The sequence below is a fragment of the Streptomyces sp. KR55 genome (assembly GCF_052245645.1).
GTDB classification, from domain to species: Bacteria; Actinomycetota; Actinomycetes; order Streptomycetales; family Streptomycetaceae; genus Streptomyces; species Streptomyces flavusporus.
Map to the genome: position 1 here is coordinate 1 of NZ_JBQQCE010000065.1, position 22,207 is coordinate 22,207.

Below are 22,207 nucleotides of genomic sequence, written 5' to 3' on the forward strand. Positions count from 1 at the left end.
AAGCACCGAGAAGCACCGAGAAGCGCCGGCAAGGACCGGAAGCACGGGAGGGGGTACGACCGTGGAGGACGACGCCGCCGCCCTGTCCGCGCGCCTCAAGGCCTACGAAGGCATGCCCGCCACCGTCGCCGGGAGAGGCAAGGATCCCGTCAACCTGCCCATGATCCGCCACTGGTGCGAGGCCCTCGGCGACACCAACCCGGCGTACACCGGCCCCGACGCCATCGCCCCGCCCACCATGCTCCAGGCCTGGACCATGGGCGGCCTCACCGGGCATACGGCGCGTACGACGGCGTACGACGAACTCCTCGGCCTGCTGGACGCGGCGGGCTGCACCGCGGTGGTCGCCACCGACTGCGAGCAGGAGTATCTGCGGCCGCTGCGACCCGGCGACGAGCTCACCTTCGACACGGTGATCGAGTCGGTCTCGGATCGGAAGACGACAAAACTGGGCGCCGGGTACTTCGTCACGACCCGCACGGACATCCGCACGGCCGGCGAACTCGCCGGCACGCACCGCTTCCGCATCCTCAAGTACGCGCCCGCACGGCAGAAGCAACCCCCGCCGCGGGACCGCCGCCCCCGCCCCGTCGTCAACCGCGACAACGCCGGCTTCTGGGCGGGTGTCGAGCGGCACGAGCTGCTGATCCAGCGCTGCACGGACTGCCGGACCCTGCGGTTCCCCTGGCTGCCCGGCTGCAACGCCTGCGGCTGCCTCGACTGGGACACCGTCCGCGCGGACGGCGACGGCACGGTCCACTCGTACGTCGTCATGCACCATCCCCCCTTCCCGGCGTTCGACCCGCCGTACGCGGTGGGGCTGATCGAGCTCGCGGAGGGCGTGCGGATGGTCAGCAACGTGATCGGGGTGCCGTACGACAAGGTGCGGATCGGGATGCCGGTACGGCTCGAATTCCGGCGGTACGACGAGGAGTTGGTGCTTCCCGTGTTCCGAGGAGTGATGGGGTGAGCGTGCGCGTGGGCGACGAACTGCCGCCGCTGGAGATCGAGATCACCCGGACGCTGATCGTGGCAGGGGCGATCGCCTCGCGCGACTACCAGGACGTGCACCACGACCCGGAGTCGGCCCGGCAGAAGGGCTCCCCCGACATCTTCATGAACATCCTGACGACGAACGGCCTGGTCGGCCGCTACATCACCGACCACTTCGGCCCCACGGCAGCCCTCCGCAAGGTGGCCATCCGGCTCGGCGCGCCCAACCACCCCGGCGACACGATGGTGCTGACCGGCCGGGTCGAGGCGGTCGACGCGGACACGGCCGTGGTGCGGGTGACCGGCGACAACGGCATCGGCAGACATGTGACCGGCACGGTCACGGTCACGCTTCCCGCTCGGGGCCCCGCATGAGCGGGCGCGCCGCGATCGCCGGCATCGGCGCCACCGAGTTCTCCAAGGACTCCGGGCGCAGCGAGCTGCGACTGGCCGTGGAGGCGGTGCGGGCGGCCCTCGACGACGCCGGGCTGACACCGGCCGACGTGGACGGCATGGTCACGTTCACCATGGACACCAACCCGGAGATCACTGTCGCCCAGGCCTGCGGCATGGGCGAGCTGTCCTTCTTCTCCCGCGTCCACTACGGGGGCGGCGCGGCGTGCGCGACCGTGCAGCAGGCGGCGCTGGCGGTGGCAGCGGGGGTGGCGGAGGTCGTCGTCTGCTACCGGGCGTTCAATGAACGCTCGGGGCGGCGCTTCGGTTCCGGCGTACGGCACCGGGAGCCGTCGGCGGAGGGCGTGGCGCTCGGCTGGGTGATGCCGTTCGGGCTGCTCACCCCGGCCTCCTGGGTGGCGATGGCGGCCCAGCGCTATCTGCACACGTACGGGCTGACCGCTCAGGAGGCGTTCGGGCCGGTGGCGGTCACCGCCCGCCGCCATGCCGCCACCAACCCGGCGGCGTACTTCCACGGCCGCCCGATCACCCTCGCCGACCACGCCGCCTCCCGCTGGATCGCCGAGCCGCTGCGGCTGCTGGACTGCTGCCAGGAGACGGACGGCGGCCAGGCCCTCGTCGTCACCTCCGTGGAGCGGGCCCGCGACCTGCCGCACCCCCCGGCCGTGATCGCGGCGGCAGCCCAGGGCGCGGGCCGGGCGCAGGAGCAGATGACGAGCTTCTACCGGGGCGACCTGACCGGCCTGCCGGAGGCTGCGGTGGTGGCCCGGCAACTGTGGCGGACGTCGGGACTCGGGCCGACCGACATCGACGTGGGCATCCTCTACGACCACTTCACGCCGTTCGTGGTGATGCAACTGGAGGAGTACGGGTTCTGCGCCCCCGGGGAGGCGGCCGGCTTCGTCGCCGCGGACCGGCTGCCGCTGAACACGCACGGCGGCCAGCTGGGAGAGGCGTACCTGCACGGTATGAACGGCATCGCGGAGGCGGTGCGGCAGCTGCGCGGCACATCCGTGAACCAGGTGCCGGGTGCGGCACGGGCGCTGGTGACGGCGGGGACCGGAGTGCCGACCTCGGGGCTGGTCCTCACCGCGGACGGGTGAGCCCCCAGGGGTAAACCCGCAGTACGTCTCCTCCCCTCGTCCACCTCCAGGAGGTGCAGCCGGCACCACCCCTACAACCTGAGGGGGACTCGTCTTCGGCACCTGCGGCCGATCCGCCCGAGGCGGTCGCGAACCTAGCGTTGAGCCATGACCACACCCGTCTGCACCAGCGCTTCGACCGCCGCTGCTTCAGCGAGGCAGAGCCATCCGTGCGCGACGTACCCGTCGTTCTCGTCGTACGTACGGGCCCGCCAGCCGGTGCTACTGCGTACCGCCCGGTCGCTCACCGCGAACCCGAGCGACGCGGAGGACCTGCTGCAGACCGCGCTCACCAAGACGTACGTCGCCTGGGAGCGTATCGAGGACCATCGCGCGCTGGACGGCTATGTCCGCCGCGCGCTGCTGAACACCCGCACCTCGCAGTGGCGCAAGCGCAAGGTGGACGAGTTCGCCTGCGACGAGCTGCCCGAGCCGGAGCCGGCGCCCGGCGGCGACGACCCGGCCGAGCAGCAGGCGCTGCACGACGCGATGTGGCGGGCGATCATGCGGTTGCCCGCGCGGCAGCGGGCGATGGTCGTCCTCAGGTACTACGAGGATCTGAGCGAGGCCCAGACGGCCGAGGTGCTCGGCGTGTCCGTGGGGACGGTGAAGTCGGCGGTGTCGCGGGCGCTCGGCAAGCTGCGCGAGGATCCTGAGCTGGGGCTTGTTCGATAGCGCAGCGTCGTGTCCGGTAGCAGCGCGCTGTTGTGTGCGGCAACGTGACGTGATCGATCACCGGGATCTAGTGACATACCGCGCGGTATGTGCGCAGAATCAGCGCAACCCTTACCGCCGCGTAGGCAATGTCGCCCCGGGAGGAACCGTGCTGAGCACCATGCAGGACGTACCGCTGCTGATCTCAAGGATCCTGACCCATGGATCCACGATCCACGGATCGTCGCAGGTGATCACCTGGACCGGCGAGGGTGATCCACACCGCCGCTCCTTCGCCGAGACCGGCACCCGCGCGGCCCAGCTGGCGCACGCCCTGCGCGACGACCTCGACGTCGCCGCCGACGACCGCGTCGCCACCCTGATGTGGAACAACGCCGAACACGTCGAGGCCTACTTCGCGATCCCCTCCATGGGCGCGATCCTGCACACCCTCAACCTCCGTCTGCCCCCCGAACAGCTGGCCTGGATCATCAACCACGCCGCCGACCGGGTCGTGATCGCCAACGGTTCCCTGCTGCCGCTGCTCGCCCCGCTGCTGCCGCACCTGAAGACCGTCAAGCACATCGTCGTCACCGGCCCCGGTGACCGCTCGCTGCTCGCCGACGCGACCGTCCAGGTGCACGAGTACGAGGACCTGATCGCCGGCAAGCCGACCGCGTACGACTGGCCGGAGCTGGACGAGCGCCAGGCCGCCGCCATGTGCTACACCTCCGGCACGACGGGCGACCCCAAGGGCGTGGTCTACAGCCACCGTTCGGTCTACCTGCACTCCATGCAGGTCAACATGACCGAGTCGATGGGCCTGACCGACCAGGACACCTCCCTCGTGGTGGTCCCCCAGTTCCACGTCAACGCCTGGGGCCTGCCCCACGCGACCTTCATGACCGGCGTCAACCTGCTGATGCCGGACCGCTTCCTGCAGCCCGCCCCTCTCGCCGAGATGATCGAGCGCGAGAAGCCGACGCACGCCGCCGCCGTCCCCACCATCTGGCAGGGCCTGCTCGCCGAGCTGACCGCCCGTCCCCGCGACGTCTCCTCCCTCACCCAGGTCACCATCGGCGGCTCCGCCTGTCCGCCCTCGCTGATGGAGGCCTTCGACAAGCTGGGCATGCGGGTCTGCCACGCCTGGGGCATGACGGAGACCTCGCCGCTCGGCACGGTCGCCCGCCCGCCGGCCCACGCGGTCGGCACGGAGGAGGAGTTCGCCTATCGGCTCACCCAGGGCCGCTTCCCGACGAGCGTCGAGGCCCGCCTCACCGGCCCCGGCGGCGAACGCCTCCCCTGGGACGGCGAGTCCGCCGGCGAGCTGGAGGTCCGCGGCCCGTGGATCGCCGGCGCCTACTACAACGGCCCCGACGCCGAACCCCTGCGCCCCGCCGACAAGTTCAGCGAGGACGGCTGGCTGAAGACGGGGGACGTCGGCACGATCTCCCCCGACGGCTTCCTCACCCTCACCGACCGCGCCAAGGACGTCATCAAGTCCGGCGGTGAGTGGATCTCGTCGGTGGAGCTGGAGAACGCCCTGATGTCCCACCCGGACGTGGCGGAAGCCGCCGTCGTCGCCGTCCCCGACGAGAAGTGGGGCGAACGCCCGCTGGCCACCGTCGTGTTGCGGGAGGGCGCCACCGCCGACTTCGAGACGCTGCGCGCCTTCCTCGCCGACGAGGGCAGGATCGCCAAGTGGCAGCTCCCCGAACGCTGGACGATCGTCCCGGCGGTGCCGAAGACGAGCGTCGGAAAGTTCGACAAGAAGGTGCTGCGCAGGCAGTACGCGGAGGGGGAGCTGGACGTCACCCGGCTCTGACGGACGCCGGCCACGGCGGTACGGCGGCCTGCACCGCTGTATCGCCGTGGTCTCTCACCGCCGTACCGCAGCGGCCAGTCACGTCACCGCCGTACGGCCGTCGTCGTCCACCCCAGCACCAGCCACACCGCCGCCACAGCGCACACGCCACCCCAGCCCCAGTGGCTGAAGGCGGAGCCGGCGAGGGCGGACGCGATGGCGCCGCCCGCGAAGCCGGCGACCACGTAGGCGGTGTTGGCGGTGGCCGGGGTGGAGGTGGTGGTCAGGGCCAGGGTCTGGTTGGCGACGTGCGAGGCGACCAGCGCGGCGTGGATGACGACCGCCGCCACGAACAGGGCCCACATCACCTGCCCGCCCAGCCAGAACAGCGGCACGGCGACGGCGGCGAGCAGATACGCGGACCGTACGACCCTGGCGGCGCCGAAACGGTCCACCAGACCGCCCGCCAGCGGAGCCACCACGCTGGCCGCGAGCCCGAAGAGGCCGAAGAGCCCGGCGGTGGCGGTGGACAGGCCGTACTCCGGCCCCGTCAGCAGCAGCGCGAGCGAGGTCCACAGGGCGCTCCACGCACCGAACATCCCCGCCTGCCGCACGCAGGCCCGCCACAGGTCGGGGGAGCGGCGGACCAGGCGGGGCAGCGCGGGGATGCCGGAGAACAGACCGCCGGTACGCGGTCGGCGCTCCGACGGCAGCACCAGGGCCGTGGCCAGGCCCAGGGCGAGGGTGAGCACGCCCGCGCCCAGGAACACCGCCCGCCAGCCGAACGCCTGACCGGCCAGTCCGCCGACCACGCGGGCCGCGACGATGCCGGCGAACAGCCCCGCTATCACCGCCGCGACATGACGGGCCCGGCGATCGGCGGGGGCGCGCTCGGCGACCAGCGGGACGAGGAGCTGGGGGACGACGGTCGCCGCGGACGTCACGAACACGGCGGCCGCGAGGGCGGCAGTGCCGGGGGCGGCGGCGGAGGCGGCCAGCGCGGCCGTGGTGACCACGGTCAGGCCGGTGACCAGCCGACGCCGGTTGACGCTGTCGCCGAGCGGGGCGAACAGCAGCAGGCCCACCGCGTAGCCGAACTGCGCGACCGAGGCGATCCACGCCACGGCCGAGGGGGCCGAGCCGAAGTCGCGGGCGATGAGGGAGAGCAGCGGGGCGGCGAGGTAGATGTTGGCGGCCGTGACCGCGCTGCAGACGGCGATGAGGGTGAGGAAGAGGGCGGGGGCGGTGGAACCGGGCTTCCGTACGGGGGCCGACGTGGCCTGGTGGGCGGTGGTTGCTGAGGGCATGAGCGGAAGGACTCCTTCGAGTCGGACTCGTTCGAGCCCGCTCTAGCAACTAACTGGTTGGTTGACTTCCGCCCAACATTCTGTGAGGTGCATGCATTCCCGTCAACCAAACAGTTGGTTACCTCGCCCGCTACCCTGTGACCATGGCAGTCAGGGACCCCGAGGCCACCAAGGCCCGCATCTTCGAGGCGGCCGTCGCCGAATTCGCCCGCCACGGGATCGCCGGCGCCCGCATCGACCGCATCGCGAGCGAGGCCAGGGCGAACAAGCAGCTGATCTACGCCTACTTCGGCAACAAGGCAGAGCTGTTCGCGCACGTCCTCGAGAAGAAGATGCTCGACCTCGCCATCTCCGTCCCCGTCGACCCGGACGACATCGAGGGCTGGATCGACCGCCTGATCGACTACCACGCCGCCCACCCCGAGCTGCTGCGCCTGCTCTTCTGGGAAGGCCTGGAGTACGGCAGCGCCGAACTCCCCGACGAGACGGAGCGCCAGGACCACTACGCCCGCAAGGTCGCCCTGGTCCAGGACGGCCAGGACCGCGGCGTCATCACCGACGCCATCCCGGCCCCCGACCTGCTCTTCCTGCTGACCGCCCTCGCCAACTGGGCCGTCGTCGTCCCCCAGATGAAGCGCATCCTCGTCGGTGCCGACGACACCGACCGCGACCGCCTGCGCACATCGATCAAGGAGGCGGCGCGTCGGCTGACGGCACGCTGAACCGCAGCCTCAGTTCGTGCCGATCCGTGCCAGCAGGTCCACGATCCGGCTCTGCACCTCGGGACTGGTGGACCGCTCCGCGAGGAACAGCACCGTCTCGCCCGACGCGAGCCGCGGCAGGTCGGCCTGGTCGACGGCGGCCGTGTAGACGACCAGCGGGGTGCGGTTGAGCTGCCCGTTCGCGCGCAGCCAGTCGACGATCCCGGCCTGGTGCCGGTGCACCTGGAGCAGGTCCATCACGACCAGGTTCGGCCGGAACTGCCCCGCCAGCGTCACCGCGTCCGTGTCGCTCGCCGCCCGCGCCACCTGCATCCCGCGCCGCTCCAGCGTCGCCGTCAGCGCCAGCGCGATCTCCGCGTGCTCCTCGATGAGCAGCACCCGTGGCGGGTGCTGCTCGCTGTCGCGGGGCGCGAGCGCCTTCAGCAGGACGGCGGGATCGGCGCCGTACGCCGCCTCGCGCGTCGCCTGTCCGAGCCCGGCCGTGACCATGACCGGCACCTCGGCGGCCACGGCGGCCTGCCGCAGCGACTGCAGTGCGGTCCGGGTGATCGGCCCGGTCAGCGGGTCGACGAACAGCGCCGCCGGGAACGCGGCGATCTGCGCGTCCACCTCCTCGCGCGAGTGCACGATCACCGGCCGGTAGCCGCGGTCGCTGAGTGCCTGCTGGGTCGACACGTCCGGCGCGGGCCAGACCAGCAGCCGACGCGGGTTGTCCAGCGGCTCGGGCGGCAGCTCGTCGTCCATAGGCTGCGGCCGCGGGGTGTCGTCGACCTCGACGGCACCGCCCGGACCGTCCAGCGGTTCGGGTCCCTCGGCGGCGTTCTCGTCCGGTGCGCCTATCGCGTACGAGCGTCCGGCACCCTCACTGGCCTGCGCCCCCGCCTGCGCGGCGAGCCGGGACTGCCCCGCAAGGGACGGCTGCGGCTGCTGCTGTACGGAGGGCTGCTCGGCCGGCGGATGCGGGCGGGCGGCCTGCTCCGGGCGCGCGCCGGCCGGGTCCGGCGGTGTACCGAGCTTGCGGCGCCGTCCGCCGCTGGTGGACTGCTGCGGGGGAGGCGTGGCGCCGCCCGACGGCTGCTGCACCTGCGCCGCCTGCCGCGTGAACGGCACACCCTGCCCCAACGTCCGCACACTGATCGCCCGGCCCTGCGTGGAGTTCGGATCCGCGGGCGCGGCGGCGGCCTCGGCTGGCAGCGGCTGCGCGACCCGCGCCTGCTGCACCGGAGCCGCCTGCCCTGCCTCAGGGGGGAGGGGCGTGCCGGAGGCGGGGGTCTGCGGCACGGGCAGGGGTGCGCCGTTGGGCGGGGTCTGGGGCTGGAGCTGGGCTGCGGCCTGAGGCTGAGGGGTCGGCTGCGGAGCGGGGGCGGGGGCCGGGGGTACGGGGTTTCCGGCGGCGTTCGGCGGTACGGCAGCGCCGGCGCCCTGCGGAGGTACCGGGGCGCCCGCGCCGGCGGTGTCGTCCGAGTCGGCGGTGCCGGGCCACTGCTGCGGGGCCGGGGTGCCGTGACCGGGGGTCGCCTCGGCGGGGAGGGGCTGGCCCTGTGCCGTGCCGTTCTGCGCAGGAGCGGCCTGGCCCGGGAGGGGCTGCGCGACGGGCTGGGCGCCCGGCGCGGCAACGGGTTGGACCGGGGCCTGAGCGGGCGCGTGCTGTGCGGGTACGGCTTGGCGCAGGCCGGCGGGTGTGGTCTGGGTCGCTTGAGCACCCTGGGCTGCAGGTGCCGCCTGGGCTGCCTGCGTCACCTGGGTTGCCTGGCCCGGAGTCCCCTGAGCCGGAGTCATCTGGGCCGGAATGGCCTGCGGGGATGTCACGGTCGCCGCCTCCGCCGGCTGGGCAACGGCCCGTCGCCGTCGGCCCGTCGGTGCGCTCGCGGGGTGCGGCTGGGGCGGCGTGTGGTCCTCGGACTGGTCGTGCGGCACGGCGTCGTGCCGGCCGTGGTCGTCGGCGTGCCCGGCACCCGGGGCGCCCTGCCCCGGCACCTGCACGGCCTGCGCCTGCGGCTGGCCCGCCATCTGCACGGCCTGCGGCTGACCCGGCACCTGGGCGACGGCAGCCGGCTGCTGCTTGTCGGACGACCGGTCCGCCTCCGCCGGCGGCAGCGCGAAGACCGTACGCGGCTCTGCTTCCTGCGCGGCGGCACGCTCCTGGGCGGCGGCGAGGGCCCGCCGACGTCGCCCGGTCGGCTGCTGGTCCTCGGCACCCGAGCCGGCCGGGGCCGGTGATGCCGCTGCCGCGGGCAGCGCCGGCGGCAGGGCGTGCTGTTCCCCCGCCGCGCGCCGGGCCCGCCGTCCGCCACCGGGCGCGGGCACGCCCTGCGGCGGAACGGTCCCGCCCAGCCCCGTGCCCACGGCCGCGGCGCCCGCGGCGTGCTCGGCAGCCGTGACGACGGCACCCTCGGCAACACCGCCCGCCGCCCCAGCCTCCGGCGTACCGTCCACCCCGCCGGCGTCCTCGGCCGGCCGCCCGCGCCTGCGCCCCGTACCGCCGGCGACCTCGCTCGCCTCGACCGGCGCTTCCAGGGCCTGGGGTGCGGCAGCACGCCTGCGTCGCCGCCCGGTGGGCGCGGCCGCCTCCGTCTCGGGCCCGGATCCCGGTACGTCGCTCTCCAGGAAGGCGTCCACGGAGGCCCGCCGGGCCCGCCGCCGCCCCCCGCCCGAGGTCTGCTCGGACGAGCCGGAACCGGCCTCGTCACCGGCGGCCTCGGGCACGGCCGGCGCGGAAACGGCCCCCGCGCCACCCCCGAGCGGAACCTCCAGGACGTACGCACTGCCGCTCATCCCCGGCACCTCGTGCGTCTGCAGCACACCACCGTGCGCCCGCACGATCCCGCGCACGATCGGCTCGTGCACCGGGTCTCCCCCGGCGTACGGCCCGCGCACCTCGATCCGTACGACCTCACCGCGCTGCGCCGCCGCCACCACGACGGTGTTGTCCATGTAACCGCCCGCCGAGACGGGCGAGTTGCCGGTCGAGTCGACCCCGGCGACATCGGCGACGAGGTGCGCGAGGGCGGTGGCGAGAAGCTTCGGGTCGACCTCGGCCTCGATGGGCGGCGCGTGCACGGCGAACTGCATCCGCCCCGGCCCGATGAGCTCGACGGCTCCGTCGACACCGGCCGCCACGACGCTGTCGAGCATGACCTTCGTACGGGCGATGTCCTCGGTCCCGGCGTCCAGCCGCTGATAGCCGAGGACGTTGTCGATGAGCTGGGTGATCCGCGAGTACCCGGCCGAGAGGTGATGCAGCACCTGGTTGGCCTCGGGCCACAGCTGCCCGGCGTCGTCCGCGGCCAGCGCCGCCAGTTCGCGGCGCAGCTCGTCGAGCGGTCCGCGCAGCGACCCCCCGAGCAGCGTCAGCAGCTGATCGTGCCGCCCGGCCAGGGCCTCGTACCGGTCCTTCTCCCGCTCGGCGAGCGCGGCGTACCGGTCCTCGCCGGCCGCCAGTTCCTCCTCGTGCCGCTCGCGCAGCTCCTCGAGCTCGGTGACGTGCTGCTGGCGCAGGGCGGTGAGGTCGGAGGCATGCTCCTCGGAGAGCCGCTCGAGCTCTTCCGCGTGCTGCTTCTCCGCGGCAGCCTTCTCCTCGGCGAGCGTGTCGTACGGCCGCCGGTCGGTGAACGTCATCACCGCGCCGACCAGCTGGTCGCCGTCGCGAACGGGTGCGGTCGTCAGGTCGACGGCCACCTTGTCGCCCTTCTTGGACCACAGCGCCTGCCCGCGCACCCGGTGCTTGCGCCCGGAACGCAGGGTGTCGGCGAGCGGGGACTCCTCGTACGGGAAGGGTGAGCCGTCGGCCCGCGAGTGCAGGACGAGCGTGTGCAGTTCCTTGCCGCCGAGCTCGCCGGCGCGGTAGCCCAGTATCTGCGCGGCGGCCGGATTGACGAGCACGATCCGCCCGTCGGTGTCGGTCCCCACGACGCCCTCGGAGGCGGCCCGCAGGATCATCTCGGTCTGCCGCTGCGAGCGGGCGAGCTCCGCCTCCGTGTCGACGGTCCCGGAAAGATCCCGCACGACCAGCATGAGCAGCTCGTCGCTGCTGTAGCCGTAACTGTCGTAGGCCTGCTGGCCGTTTTCCAGATTCGCGCTGGTGACCTCGACGGGGAACTCGCTCCCGTCCGTCCGCCGGGCGATCATCCGGGTCGGCTTGGTGCGCCCACGGGGATCGATGTGATCGGGCCGCCGCATCGAACCCGGGATGAGCTTCGAGTCGAACTGCGGCAACAGATCGAGCAGCCCGCGCCCGACGAGCGCGGTGCCCGGCGCCTCGAAGGCCTCGAGCGCGATGGTGTTCGCGTTGACGACGGTCCCGTTGGCGTTGACCAGTACCAACGCGTCGGGCAGCGCGTCGAGTATGGCTGCGAGGCGAGCAGCGCCTCGGGATGGCCTGCTGCTCACGAGACGCTTCCTCCCTGTTACCGCACCTTGCCGACCGCTCGGGCCATCTTGCCAACCTGCCCGCGACGTGTCACGCGAGGGAGTCTAAGGGCTGGGGTTGCGCTCGCGACGCCGGATGAGAGAGAGCTCGCACGACGAGGCGACGTCCAACGGACGACGAACCAGCGCGGATCCCCCGCCCACGCACGCCCACGGCACGCGCTCTCCGCGAGACCTTTACAGCACTGTCGTTTCCGCCGGTTCCCCGTGCTTCCGCCGACCGCCCCTGCTGCCGGAACCAGCCGCTACGCAGTGCCGCTGGCCCCCGCCTCCGACGGCACCTCCGGCAGCAGCGGCACGAGCCGGTCCCAGCGGGCGATCTCGCACCCGTTGCGGCGGTCGAACGTGGCGTCGACGGGGCGTCCGGCCCACGTCCCGGTGACGTGCGCGGTGGCGGGCCCGCCGTACTGCATGGTGCACACGCTGTCCGACGGCACGGGCGCGAAGGCGCCCACCCCCCACCGCGTCTCCCGGTCGAGGACCCGACACGCCCCGCTCACATCCGGATGACCGCCGCCCTCCGGATGACACCGCAGCTCATACGTTCCGTCCGCCCGCCCGCCGGAATCCCGGACGGTGACGGTGAGGCGATCACCGTCCCGGCCGCGGTCAGGGACGGGCGGAGGTGCTGCAGGGGAAGGAGCGACCGGTGTGCCCAACGGGGCGCCGGCGGCCACGGCGGCGGCTGCCGGGGCCGCGGAGAGGGCGGTGAGCGCGGCGAGGGAGGCACCGGCGGCGATTGCGAGCCGCCGGAGCGCCGGGCGGGCGGGGGTGAGGGGGGTGACCTGCAACATGACCTGACTAACGCTGTACGCCCCCGGATGTTGCGTGCCCGCCGTTGCCCGCCGGGCACGCGGCTAAGCCCTTTGCTCTGCGACCCGCCTGCCTAGTACCGTGGGGGGCGATTGGTGACAGCACGCTCGACTGTGTCATCATCTGCACGAACCACTCGCGCTCGCGCGGGCGGTTGTGCTGGAGGCGTCGCCTAGTCCGGTCTATGGCGCCGCACTGCTAATGCGGTTTGGGTCTTAAAGCCCATCGAGGGTTCAAATCCCTCCGCCTCCGCGTGATCACCGAAGCCCCGGTCCACCCCGACCGGGGCTTCGCCGTTTCAACCCCTCAGAGCCCGTTTTCGCAGGTCACAAGGGGTACGGCTAACGGATTTCACATGGCGGCGGCAGTCATGTAATGTTCTTCCTGTCGCCGCGAGCGGGCCGGAAGGGCCGGGAGCGGCGGGAAAACAGAACAAAGACAAGCACTCGTAGCTTAACGGATAGAGCATCTGACTACGGATCAGAAGGTTGCAGGTTCGAATCCTGCCGAGTGCGCACAGGCCAAAGGCCCCGGAGAGATCCGGGGCCTTTGACGTTTCGGGGACGTACAGCAGCGAAGTACAGCAACGGTTGATGTCAGCCCCGGTGCCGGGGCCGCTCATCGCTGCGGACAGCTTGCCGAGCGCCGCGCGCACCTCGTCGTCACTCGCCTCGACGTAGACCTCCATCGTCATGGCGATCGTCAGCGCACAGGCCGCGCTGGGCCGTCTGTGGGCCGTACGAGGCGCCCGAGGCCGACCGACAACGACCGAAACCCACGGCATCTGAGCTGGTCAGAGCCGTGGGATTGTTCTGTCTTGCTGGTCAGCGAGGCCGCTGGTCAGTAGACCGGCGAGTGAGCGCAAGGTTGTCAAGATCACTGCGGGGTTGGCATACTCCTCCCGCCGCCCCCCACGGCAGGAGCTTTCAACAAGCTCATCAATCACCCTTTGGGGGATCATGAGTAGGCGTGTTCGTTCACGCGTGTTCACCCGGCTCGCCAGGACCATCGGTGCATCCCTGGCCATTGGGGCGGTGACAACAGGCCTTCTGGCGGGTTCCCCGGCGAATGCCGTCGAGGTGGAATCCGGGACGTTCGGTGTCGTCAGCGAAGTCGGGGACCCGGTCGGCGGCGGTTATTCCTACTCGTACACCGACGGCGAGGGTTCGGCCGACGCCATGTACGCCGGCTGGGACAACGACGGGAACCAGATCACCGTCATCGTCCAAGGCGCCAACGGTGATCGGTGGAGTGTCGTCATGGGGGCCGAGTACGGGGAGCAGTTGGCCCCGGGAACGTACAGCGGCGCCGCCGACACACCGACGCTCGGTGCGCCGAGGCTCTCCGTCAGCGGCACTTTCTACGGCTGTGAGTCCGAGGGATCCTTCACCATCGACCGCATGGTCCTCGGACCGCGCGGCTACGTGGAGGCTCTGGACGCCAGCTTCGAGCAGAACTGTGTGGGCCATGATCCCGGACTCGTCGGCCAGGTGCACCTGACCAACCCACCGCCGCCCGCGGAGCTGGCGCTGGGCGTCGACATCGCCGCCTCCGGCACGGTCGGAGCAGACGGGAAACCCGCTGTGCAGGGCACCGTGACCTGCACCGAACCGGTCAACGTGCTGGTGAACGGCCGCATCGACCAAGTCGTGGCCAAGGGCGGCCGTGCGACTGCCTCGTACTACACGCGGGTGGACTGCACACCCGGCACGCCTGCCGCGTGGGCGGCGGACGGGTCCACCGTCGGCGACATCCCCTTCGAAAAGGGTGATGCCACGGTCGAGTTCAAGGCACAGGCGACTGATCCGGTGTACGGGCACACGGTCGTCACCGACCTCGGGACGGCCGGCGTGTACCTCCGCAAGAGCTGAACCGGCTGCGGCACTGCACCACCTCTCCCCACCTTTGGAGCTTTTTTGATACTCCGCGCGCGCAAGAACGCGTACACGCGCATCACCACCGGCCTCGCTGCGGCGCTGGCCTTCACGGCTGTGGCGTCGGGCCTGCTGGGCGGCACGGCGCAGGCATATGAGGTCGAGTCCGGAACCTTCGCCTTCAGCGGGGATGCCGGCGAGTACATCAGCGCCGGACAGTCGTACTCCTACACCGATGGCGAGGGTTCCCAGGACGGAATGACCGTCCAGGGCTACACCACCAGCGACGGTGCAGGAACGGGCGTCGGCGTGTTTGTCGACAGTGCCAACGGCGACACGTGGTCCTTGCACCTCGAGGCACCGTGGGGCCCGTCCCAGCCGCTGGTGCCCGGCACCTATACCGGCGCCAAGGCCAATCCGGCTCCGGGCGAACCCCGGATCGAGCTCAGAGGCAACGGCCGGGACTGTCTTGCCGAGGGCTCCTTCACCATCCGCTCCGTGGAGTTCGCGACCCACGGTTATGTGAAGGCGCTCGACGCTTCCTTCGAACAACACTGCCCGGGAGCCACGGAGTCGGTGCGCGGCGAAGTTCGGCTCACCAATCCGGAGCCGCCCGCCGAGACCGTGCTGGGGCTACAGGTCGCCGCCGACGGCATCGCCGACAGAGGCACCGGGAAGGCTGTCGTCCACGGCACGGTCACCTGCAATTCGCCTGTCACGGTCGAGTCGTACGGCACAGTGAGCCAAACCGTCGACGGCTCTACGGCCCGCGGCTCGTACAGGACACAGGTAGCGTGTGTGCCGGGCGAACCCACGCCGTGGACTGCGCAGGCCACGCCCACGGGCAGCGTGCCCTTCCAGCGCGGCGAGGCCACCGTGATTGCCCGCACCACCGGCACAGACCCGTTCTACGGGCACACGATCACGGCCGACTACAGCGGCTTGCTCCAACTCGCCAAGAAGTGACGGCTGTGCTCACCAGTTGCAAGGGTCAGTCACGGTTGACGGCGGCGGTCGGCGGGCGCATCGGGCAGCCGTCGGCGCAGGTATAAGAACCGCAGCTGACACACCCTGACACTCCGCCTCTCTCCTGGAGCGGGTGTCGCAGGTTCGAATCCCGCCGGGGGCACCAGCCAAGAGGCCCCGGACCGATCATGGTCCGGGGCCTTTGACTTCCAGGTCTGACATCAACTGTGTCGATCACTGACGACCGGGGCGCCTCCTGAGCAGGCGGTCCATGTGACAGCCGTCGAGAGCGGCGTTCGGGTCACTGCACGTCCACGAAGTCGCCGGTCGCCCTGACGGCCGGAGTAGTCGAGGTTCCTGCGAAGTCCCAGCGCCAGTAGCCGTCTTCGGACGCGGGGACCGTGGTCGTCAGGTTGCCGGTGCTGGAGGTGTTCACGGTCTTGATGGTGGTGTAGGTCGTGGTACCGGCCTTGCGGAACTGGAGCTTGACCGGCTGGTTGGCGTAGCCCCGGTAATCGAGCGTGTCCCAGTTGGCCCGGGTGAGCTTGCCGGTGATCGTCAGTGTCCTGCCCTTGGCGATCGGCTCAGGACTCGCGTTGGCGGTCAGCTTGGAGTGCCGCTGGAGGCGGGTGGTGGTGTAGGCCCACCGCTCGGTCCAGCTGTCGTCGTTCGCCCACACCTGGACACCGACCTTCCATGTGCCGGCGTCGGCGTTCGTGAGCCACCAGTCCGGTTCGAAGGTGAAGGTCTTCGAGCAGGTGGACGTCGTACTGCTGGAGGCGACGCAGTCCGCCGGGGTGGTGTCCTCGTTGGGCAGGATGTAGCCGTCGGGGCTGTCATACGGGTCAGAGCCGTCCGGGCCCCGCCACAGGTAGAAGTCCGCGTCCCAGATGCCCGACGGGTCGGTGGCGGTCACCGAGACCGTGATCGTCTTGTCGGCCGTGTCGACCACGATGCTCTTACCACCGTTGACGGCGACGCCGGTGACCTGGATATCGCCCACGGTCTCGTCAGCGTAGGCACCAGGGACGGCGAAGCCGGCCAGCGCGGCGACAGCAGTGAGCACGGCATAAGCAGCGTGCTTGCGCATGTATTTCCTTCACGGAGCGATGAGTTGAAACCCGCCGAACGGGGCGCGGTGGGGTGGTTGAAGCCGATCAGGGACCGGTGACGGACTTGATCGCGTACGGGTGGGTGGCCTGCTGCCAGATCACCGTGAACCGGGAGCTCGGGCGGGCGTCGACCTGGGGCACCCGGCCGTCCGAGGTGAGCGTCTTCGTGGTGCCGAAGGCGCCGGAACGGCTGATCAGGCGGGCGCTGGTCTTGGTGTAGCTGTACGGGATCGTGGACGTGGGAACGACCGTGTGGAAGACCAGCATGCCGTCGCCGTCATCGTCGAGGGTGAGGTCGGGCCGGTCGCCGAGACCGAGGGTGGTGACGGTGCCGCGGGCGCCGGCCGCAGACAGCCGACGGCCGAGCAACTCGAGTTTGTTGCTGTTGTAGCGCGTCCACACGATCATCGAGTCCCCATCGAGGTCGGTCGCGAGCGCGTGGTGGAAGCCCACGTTGTCGGTGGAGGCCGAGATGCGCAGGGGGGCCGCGAGCGTGCCGGTACGGCTCCAGCGCGAGGCCCAGACCTGGGAGCGGGCACCGCCGCCGGAGTGGTAGCTGATGACGGCGTCGCCGTCCCGGTCGATGCCGACACGCACCATTCCGAACCCGCCGTACGACGCGATCGACGTGGTGAGCACCTTCGTCGCGGAAACGGATCCCGAGATCCGCCGGGCCACGACCTCCGAGCCGCGGACCCAGGCGACGACGAACCGTCCGTTGCGGTCGACGCCGACGGCCGGCTTCTCGGCCGAGCCCGAGCCGAGAGTGATGGGCGAGCCGAGCGTTCCGTCGAGGTAGAGGCGGCGGGCGACCGCGTACCAACTGCTGTCGCGTCTCTCCATCCACACCGCCATGGCGGTGCCGCCCGGGGTCACGGCGACCACCGGGCCGGTCGCGGGCCCTGACGTGGACAGCCGCTGAATGGAGCCTACGAGGCTGCCGGAGGCCGAGACCCGTCGACCCACGACCTGGCTGTCCTGCTCCCACACCACCGCCGAGTCGCCGGTGTCGTCGGAGTCAGCCTCCGGCCAGGCCACCGAGGCGCCGTCCGGCGACAGGGTGCGGATCGCTCCCGTCGTGCCGTTCGCGAATTTCACCCTGGTCTGGACCCGCTGGTAGGAGTACGTCGTCGACAGGTCACCGGCCGTCCAGGTCAGCAGGGCGTCGCCCTGGCGATCGACCGAGGCCTTGGGGGAGTCGGCGGCCGTCCATCCGGAGGCCGACACATTCCACGCCGATGTCCACGCGGCCTCGGCGCTCATGGTCACCGTCGCGGTGACCGCGATCCCGGCCGCCGCAGCGACAGAAACCCCGGCAAAGACACGACGCTTCAGCGAACGCCGATGATGTGCTGCCCGCGGTGCCACTGTCATCCCCCTGTTCGATTGCCATGACTTAGGCACAGCCGTCACACAAGCTGCCCGTTATACCCAGCGCACCTGCATGCTCAAACGTCACGGTGCGGCGCGGAGGGGCTGTGCCGGCAAGCCAGGAGGTGGGCAGGCAGGGCTGTCGGTCGTCAACCCACGCTCGACCGTGTATCGGGGCGGGGCGCCAGCATCGCGGAGACCACCGCGTCGGACGATGCCATGACATCGAGCACAAAGCGAAGGCACCCGAGGTCGAGCCGGCGCAACGCTGGGCCGTGGTCAGCAGCAACGACGAGGGAGACCGCGAGCAGGAGAAGTCGCCACAGGGCCATCACCGGGCGGCGCATTGTGCGGGGCAGTTCTGCCAGGGAGGCGTGCAGCCGCTCGCAGTGGAACGGGACGTGGCGCTGCTCGTCAGACAGAATCCGTCCCGCCACATCCGAGGTGAGCGAGTCCTGGGCACCATCGCGCAGGGCCCGGTAATAACGCAGCGCCACCACTTCCGCGATCATCAGCACCAGCAGTTCCATGCGCAGGCCCATGAGACGCCGCAACCGTACGAACACCGTGTCGCTCCAGTGGCCGGTCAACGGCGGTATGCCACCCGCAGCCAGCAGCCGAGCGAGTAGACGGGCGTGGTTCTGTTCCTCAGCGACGAAGAGCCGGACCGCCTGCGCATAGTCGGCGTCGCCGGCCTGGTCCGCTTTGCCGACCAGGTTCGCGCCGTCACCGTCCTCGCCGACCTGGAAGCGCTGAATACTGGCCCACACCGCCGGATGCAGGGTCGCCCCGCGCCCCCAGTCCGGGTCACTCTGGGCGCGCCTGCGCTCCCGCTCGTCCTCGAACCGCTGTGTCCACTTGGCGAACTCGCCCGTATGCACCCGGTCACCCCTCTCCGGGACACGGCCACCGTGCCCCGGAGAGGGACGACGCCGGCAGACACCAAAACCGTTCCGCTGCCGCCCGACGGCCTTCGGTCCTGTGGACCTTCGGGACCAGCCGGTACGCGTTCACTGGCGCCACCGAGGCAAGGCCGCAGGGAGGCGGCGCTTCAAGCGGATTCCGGTTGTGCGGCCGGGGTGATGTTCTGGTTGGCGTGGAAGATGTTGTCCGGGTCGTATGTGCGCTTGACCTGGGCGAGGCGGTCGTAGTGGTTGCGGTATGTGGCACGGACCCGGCCGGGGGCCTCGCCCTCGCCGAGGAAGTTCACGTACGAGCCCCCCATGGAGTACGGGTGCATCTCCTCCCAGTAGTCGACACACCACCGCCTGATGGTCTCGGCATTGGCCGGATCGGGGTCCACACCGGCGAAGACGCCGGACCAGACGGCGTCCCGGTAGCCCCATGCGGTGTCGTCGGGGCCCACTCGGTGGGCGGCTCCGTTGACGGGGTACAGGTGCATCAGCGACAGCGGCGTGGGGAGGTTCTCGCCGTGTTTGAGGTGTACGTCGACGGCGGCGTCCGGGATGCTGTCGAAGAAGTCGCCCCGCCAGTACCACTGGTAGCCGGTGGGGATGAGTTCGTCGAAGCTGCTCTGCAGCATGGGATACGGCATCGGTGACGTGAAGTGGAAGGCGGGCGGTCCCGGCTCCTGCGCCGGCGTGAGCGCCTCCTCGAGGCGGCTCAGGTCACCGGTGTGACACCACACGACGCCGCACACCTTCAGGCCGTGGATCTCCTCCGGGAACGGCGGTCCCGGCGGGATGGTGAAGATCGTCAGGAAGCCGTAGACGTCCTCTGGTGCCTGCGGCAGGAAGTCGCGGTACCACGTCAGCACCTCACGGGTCCGGTCGACCGGCCATGCGGTGATCCCGAACCCGATCGTGTCCACCGGGTGGAGGCGGTATGTGAACGAGGTCACGATCCCGAAGTTGCCGCCGCCGCCGCGCAGGGCCCAGAACAGGTCCGGGTGTTCGGTCTCGCTCGCGGTGACGAAGCTGCCGTCGGCCAGCACGACGTCGGCTGCGAGCAGGTTGTCCACCGTCAGGCCGTACTTGCGCGTGAGGTAGCCGTGGCCGCCGCCCAGTGTCAGGCCTCCGACTCCGGTCATGGAGACGATGCCCGAGGGCGTCGCGAGGCCGAAGGCGTGGGTCGCGTGATCGAGGTCGCCGAGCTGGCTTCCGCCGCCGACCTGGGCGGTCCGGGCCGCGGGGTCGACGCGCACCCACCGCATCGGGGACAGGTCGATGGTGACACCGCCGTCCACCAGGCACAGGCCGGGGCCGCTGTGCCCGCCTCCACGGACGGCCAGTTCCAGGCCCTGATCGCGGATGACCTTGATGGCGGCCATGACATCCCCGGCATCGACGCAGTGGGCGATGGCGGCCGGACGCTTGTCGATCATCGCGTTGTAGACCTTGCGGTCCTGGTCGTAGTCGGGGTCCTGGGGCCCTGTGGCCGGGCCGCGCAGCGCGGTCCTCATGGTTTCCAGAGTTGAGGTGTTCATGGAGATCTCCCACCCGGCTCACTGGTTGGTCGGCCGCCACAGCCCCGGCATCTGCCCGCCGCACACCGCGGTGCTGACATGTCCAGCGTCCCGCCGGCTCGGGTGCCCCGCAATCCGTACGCTCAGCAGGGTGTCGGCTTCCGTTGTCATCTCTCGTGAAGGTCATCCGACCGGAGCGGGAGGGGGCCCGGTGGTGCTCGCAGATGATGAGCCGTCAGTCACCGGGGTGGGAGTAGGAGATCCGCGATGACACCGGTGCAAGTTGACTGGCTGTCCCTGCTGTTCGGTCAGCGCTCGATGCAGGCGGGGTAGGAAGAACCGCGATAGCAGGAGTCGTAGTCGTCACGGGTCACGAAGAACGTCTCCTCCTCGCCGTCCGACGTGCGTACGGTGAGCTCGTTGATCTCGGCCCCCATGCCCGTGTACGCGCGTTCCTTGTCGATGACGCGTCCCGGCGGCCCCTCCTCGTAGCCGCACGCGGTCACGAAGGCGAGGAGGGCGGCGGCGAGGAGGGTCGTAGGAGCAGTGGCAGTGTGATGCTTCATCGGGTCAGCTCCCGTCGCGGGCCGATGTCTCCACAGCGGACAGGCGCGATCTCCTCTCGCTCGCGGATCCGCAGGGGCATCGTCCCATCACGGGCCCGGGAAGGGTCCCCATCAGACGCGTCGCTCCGCGGCAACTCGGCACGCAAGGATCACCCGTCTGGCACCGGTTGCGTCCCCCATATGGGTGATTACAGTGGGATTTGACCGCATGTGAATTCCACCCAAGAGGGGGTAGGTATGCCCGCTGCGAACAGACGACGGGTCGTCGCCCTGAGCTCGGCTCTCATCGCCGCAACCGTCGTCCTCACTCCGGTCAGCGTTCAGCAAGCAGCTGCGGCCACACCGAGCGAGACTCAGGTCAGTACAGCTTCCGCCGTCCCTGAGCAGTACCGGGACCGGGACTATCGGCGGGGCTTCAGGGACGGCTTCCGATTCGGATTCCGCGTGGGCCTGCGGGACTGCCATCGGTACGACCGGCACGACTGGCGCGACCGGTACGACGACAACTATCGACGAGCCGCCGCTGTTCCGGATCGGTACCAGGACTATCGGGACTATCGGCGGGGCTTCAGGGACGGCTTCAGAGTGGGATACCGCCAGGGCATGCGGGTGTGCTGAATTCTCCGCGTCAGCCCAGGGATGTCCTGGGCTGACTCGCTGTCGGTTCGACCCGCGCTGCGGTCGGTGTCACCGACGGTTCGTGAGTGGGGAGTGCCGGGCTGGTCGGGGTGCCGGGCTCGTCGGGCAGAGGGCTTGTGGTGGGGCGGGGGGTGGCGGGCTTTGGCCGCGTTGACGGGGTGCGGGACGGCGAGGGAGTGGAGGGAGGCGGCGTCGTAGGGCCGCTCGCGGGTGGGGGCGCGAGAGGGACCGTCGGGGATCGGGGTGTCTCGGGTGCCGCCAGGTGGAGGGGGAGTGCGATGAGGGCGGCGACCGCGCAGGACACGCCGACCCCGGCCGCGGCGCGGAGCAGGCGGCGGCGGGTCGCGGTGCGGCGGATCGCCTCGTATCGGCCGGGGGGTGGGCCGAGGTGGTCGGAGGGGGGCCGGAGGAGCACCGCGAGGGGGTCGTCGGGGTGGAACTCCGGGCCGTCGTCGTCAAAGCGTGTGGTCAAGGCTTCTCCTCAGGTGGACGCGGAGCAGTTCGCGGGCCGCGTGGAGGTCGGCCTTGACGGTTCCTTCCTTGCGTCCGGTCAGCACGGACACCTCCCGGATCGGCATGTCAGCGTAGTAGTGGAGGAGGATCGGGACGCGGAGTCGTTCCGGCAGTGACTGCACGAGCAGGCGTACGGAGGGGTCGGCCTGTTCGGGGTGGGGGCGGACGGCGGCTTCCGTGGTCGCACGGCGCATGGCCCTGCGCTCGCGCTCCAGCTTGCGCCAGTGGTCCCGGACCAGGTTGGCCGCGGTGACGTAGAGGAAGCCGCGGGGTTCCTCCACGGACGTCCAGCGGGCCCAGAGCCGGGTGAACGCCTCCGAGGCGATCTCGTGGGCCGTCTCGTCGTCGTCGACGAGACGGCGGCACCAGCCGGCGAGACGCGGGTAGAGGGCGGCGAACAGCTCGGACGCTGCCTTGTCGCGGGACCGTTTCAACGCTCTCCATGGTCGTGAGGGCACGTCGTT

General features: G+C 70.9%; 19 protein-coding genes and 2 tRNA genes. 11 read left to right on the top strand and 10 right to left on the bottom strand.

Going from position 1 to position 22,207, the window contains the following annotated elements:
- Positions 1-112 precede the first annotated feature (112 nt).
- From ACTWQJ_RS12260 to ACTWQJ_RS12280, 5 genes are all read left to right on the top strand, one after another.
- Positions 113-970 carry a bifunctional MaoC family dehydratase N-terminal/OB-fold nucleic acid binding domain-containing protein gene (locus ACTWQJ_RS12260; protein WP_443306682.1) on the top strand — a complete coding sequence of 286 codons (858 nt, stop codon included), beginning with the start codon at positions 113-115 and terminating at the stop codon, positions 968-970.
- Positions 971-972: 2 nt separating this feature from the next.
- Entirely contained in the window at positions 973-1,368 is a 396-nt protein-coding gene (locus ACTWQJ_RS12265; protein WP_443306683.1) for a MaoC family dehydratase, read from the top strand.
- Positions 1,365-2,510, top strand: coding sequence for a lipid-transfer protein (locus tag ACTWQJ_RS12270; RefSeq protein ID WP_443306660.1), 1,146 nt, complete (start codon positions 1,365-1,367; stop codon positions 2,508-2,510). Before ACTWQJ_RS12265 ends, ACTWQJ_RS12270 begins: the two co-directional genes overlap by 4 nt.
- A gap of 147 nt (positions 2,511-2,657) precedes the next feature.
- A complete protein-coding gene (locus ACTWQJ_RS12275) occupies positions 2,658-3,224 on the top strand; it encodes a SigE family RNA polymerase sigma factor (RefSeq protein ID WP_443306661.1) in 567 nt (188 codons plus the stop codon).
- A gap of 148 nt (positions 3,225-3,372) precedes the next feature.
- Positions 3,373-5,028 (top strand): long-chain fatty acid--CoA ligase, encoded by a 1,656-nt coding sequence (locus ACTWQJ_RS12280; protein WP_443306662.1) that lies wholly within the window; start codon positions 3,373-3,375, stop codon positions 5,026-5,028.
- Between the two features lie 83 nt (positions 5,029-5,111).
- Here the strand turns inward: ACTWQJ_RS12280 and ACTWQJ_RS12285 are convergent, their stop codons facing one another.
- A complete protein-coding gene (locus tag ACTWQJ_RS12285; RefSeq protein ID WP_443306663.1) occupies positions 5,112-6,314 on the bottom strand; it encodes an MFS transporter in 1,203 nt (400 codons plus the stop codon).
- A 143-nt stretch (positions 6,315-6,457) separates the two neighbouring features.
- Here ACTWQJ_RS12285 and ACTWQJ_RS12290 point away from each other — a divergent pair, with 143 nt between their 5' ends.
- Positions 6,458-7,036: a TetR family transcriptional regulator gene (locus ACTWQJ_RS12290; protein WP_443306664.1), complete on the top strand. Its 579-nt coding sequence runs from the start codon at positions 6,458-6,460 to the stop codon at positions 7,034-7,036.
- 9 nt (positions 7,037-7,045) lie between these two features.
- On the opposite strand, the gene ACTWQJ_RS12295 is transcribed toward ACTWQJ_RS12290, so the two are convergent.
- Together ACTWQJ_RS12295 and ACTWQJ_RS12300 are read right to left on the bottom strand one after the other, a co-directional pair.
- Entirely contained in the window at positions 7,046-11,425 is a 4,380-nt protein-coding gene (locus ACTWQJ_RS12295; RefSeq protein ID WP_443306665.1) for a PAS domain-containing protein, read from the bottom strand.
- Between the two features lie 284 nt (positions 11,426-11,709).
- Positions 11,710-12,258, bottom strand: coding sequence for an SSI family serine proteinase inhibitor (locus ACTWQJ_RS12300; RefSeq protein ID WP_443306666.1), 549 nt, complete (start codon positions 12,256-12,258; stop codon positions 11,710-11,712).
- A gap of 180 nt (positions 12,259-12,438) precedes the next feature.
- Between ACTWQJ_RS12300 and ACTWQJ_RS12305 the strand changes: the two genes are divergently transcribed.
- The 4 genes from ACTWQJ_RS12305 to ACTWQJ_RS12320 all read left to right on the top strand — a co-directional run bounded on the left by ACTWQJ_RS12305 (position 12,439) and on the right by ACTWQJ_RS12320 (position 15,117).
- Positions 12,439-12,529: transfer RNA gene (locus tag ACTWQJ_RS12305), tRNA-Ser, on the top strand.
- Positions 12,530-12,719: 190 nt separating this feature from the next.
- A tRNA-Arg gene (locus ACTWQJ_RS12310) sits at positions 12,720-12,792 on the top strand.
- Positions 12,793-13,311: 519 nt separating this feature from the next.
- Positions 13,312-14,148: a hypothetical protein gene (locus ACTWQJ_RS12315; protein ID WP_443306667.1), complete on the top strand. Its 837-nt coding sequence runs from the start codon at positions 13,312-13,314 to the stop codon at positions 14,146-14,148.
- A gap of 45 nt (positions 14,149-14,193) precedes the next feature.
- Positions 14,194-15,117, top strand: coding sequence for a hypothetical protein (locus tag ACTWQJ_RS12320; RefSeq protein WP_443306668.1), 924 nt, complete (start codon positions 14,194-14,196; stop codon positions 15,115-15,117).
- A gap of 301 nt (positions 15,118-15,418) precedes the next feature.
- On the opposite strand, the gene ACTWQJ_RS12325 is transcribed toward ACTWQJ_RS12320, so the two are convergent.
- The 5 genes from ACTWQJ_RS12325 to ACTWQJ_RS12345 all read right to left on the bottom strand — a co-directional run bounded on the left by ACTWQJ_RS12325 (position 15,419) and on the right by ACTWQJ_RS12345 (position 20,591).
- Positions 15,419-16,207: a calcium-binding protein gene (locus ACTWQJ_RS12325; protein ID WP_443306669.1), complete on the bottom strand. Its 789-nt coding sequence runs from the start codon at positions 16,205-16,207 to the stop codon at positions 15,419-15,421.
- A gap of 67 nt (positions 16,208-16,274) precedes the next feature.
- Complete coding sequence (locus tag ACTWQJ_RS12330; RefSeq protein ID WP_443306670.1) at positions 16,275-17,492, bottom strand: hypothetical protein; 1,218 nt, start codon at positions 17,490-17,492, stop codon at positions 16,275-16,277.
- Between the two features lie 257 nt (positions 17,493-17,749).
- Positions 17,750-18,481: a ferritin-like domain-containing protein gene (locus ACTWQJ_RS12335; protein ID WP_443306671.1), complete on the bottom strand. Its 732-nt coding sequence runs from the start codon at positions 18,479-18,481 to the stop codon at positions 17,750-17,752.
- A gap of 170 nt (positions 18,482-18,651) precedes the next feature.
- Entirely contained in the window at positions 18,652-20,046 is a 1,395-nt protein-coding gene (locus ACTWQJ_RS12340) for an FAD-binding oxidoreductase (protein ID WP_443306672.1), read from the bottom strand.
- A gap of 287 nt (positions 20,047-20,333) precedes the next feature.
- A complete protein-coding gene (locus ACTWQJ_RS12345) occupies positions 20,334-20,591 on the bottom strand; it encodes a hypothetical protein (RefSeq protein WP_443306673.1) in 258 nt (85 codons plus the stop codon).
- A gap of 237 nt (positions 20,592-20,828) precedes the next feature.
- Between ACTWQJ_RS12345 and ACTWQJ_RS12350 the strand changes: the two genes are divergently transcribed.
- Positions 20,829-21,209 carry a hypothetical protein gene (locus ACTWQJ_RS12350; RefSeq protein WP_443306674.1) on the top strand — a complete coding sequence of 127 codons (381 nt, stop codon included), beginning with the start codon at positions 20,829-20,831 and terminating at the stop codon, positions 21,207-21,209.
- Positions 21,210-21,219: 10 nt separating this feature from the next.
- Here the strand turns inward: ACTWQJ_RS12350 and ACTWQJ_RS12355 are convergent, their stop codons facing one another.
- Complete coding sequence (locus ACTWQJ_RS12355) at positions 21,220-21,702, bottom strand: hypothetical protein (protein WP_443306675.1); 483 nt, start codon at positions 21,700-21,702, stop codon at positions 21,220-21,222.
- Positions 21,686-22,177, bottom strand: coding sequence for an RNA polymerase sigma factor (locus ACTWQJ_RS12360; protein ID WP_443306676.1), 492 nt, complete (start codon positions 22,175-22,177; stop codon positions 21,686-21,688). The genes ACTWQJ_RS12355 and ACTWQJ_RS12360 overlap by 17 nt, the downstream gene beginning before the upstream one ends.
- Between the last annotated feature and the right edge of the window lie 30 nt (positions 22,178-22,207).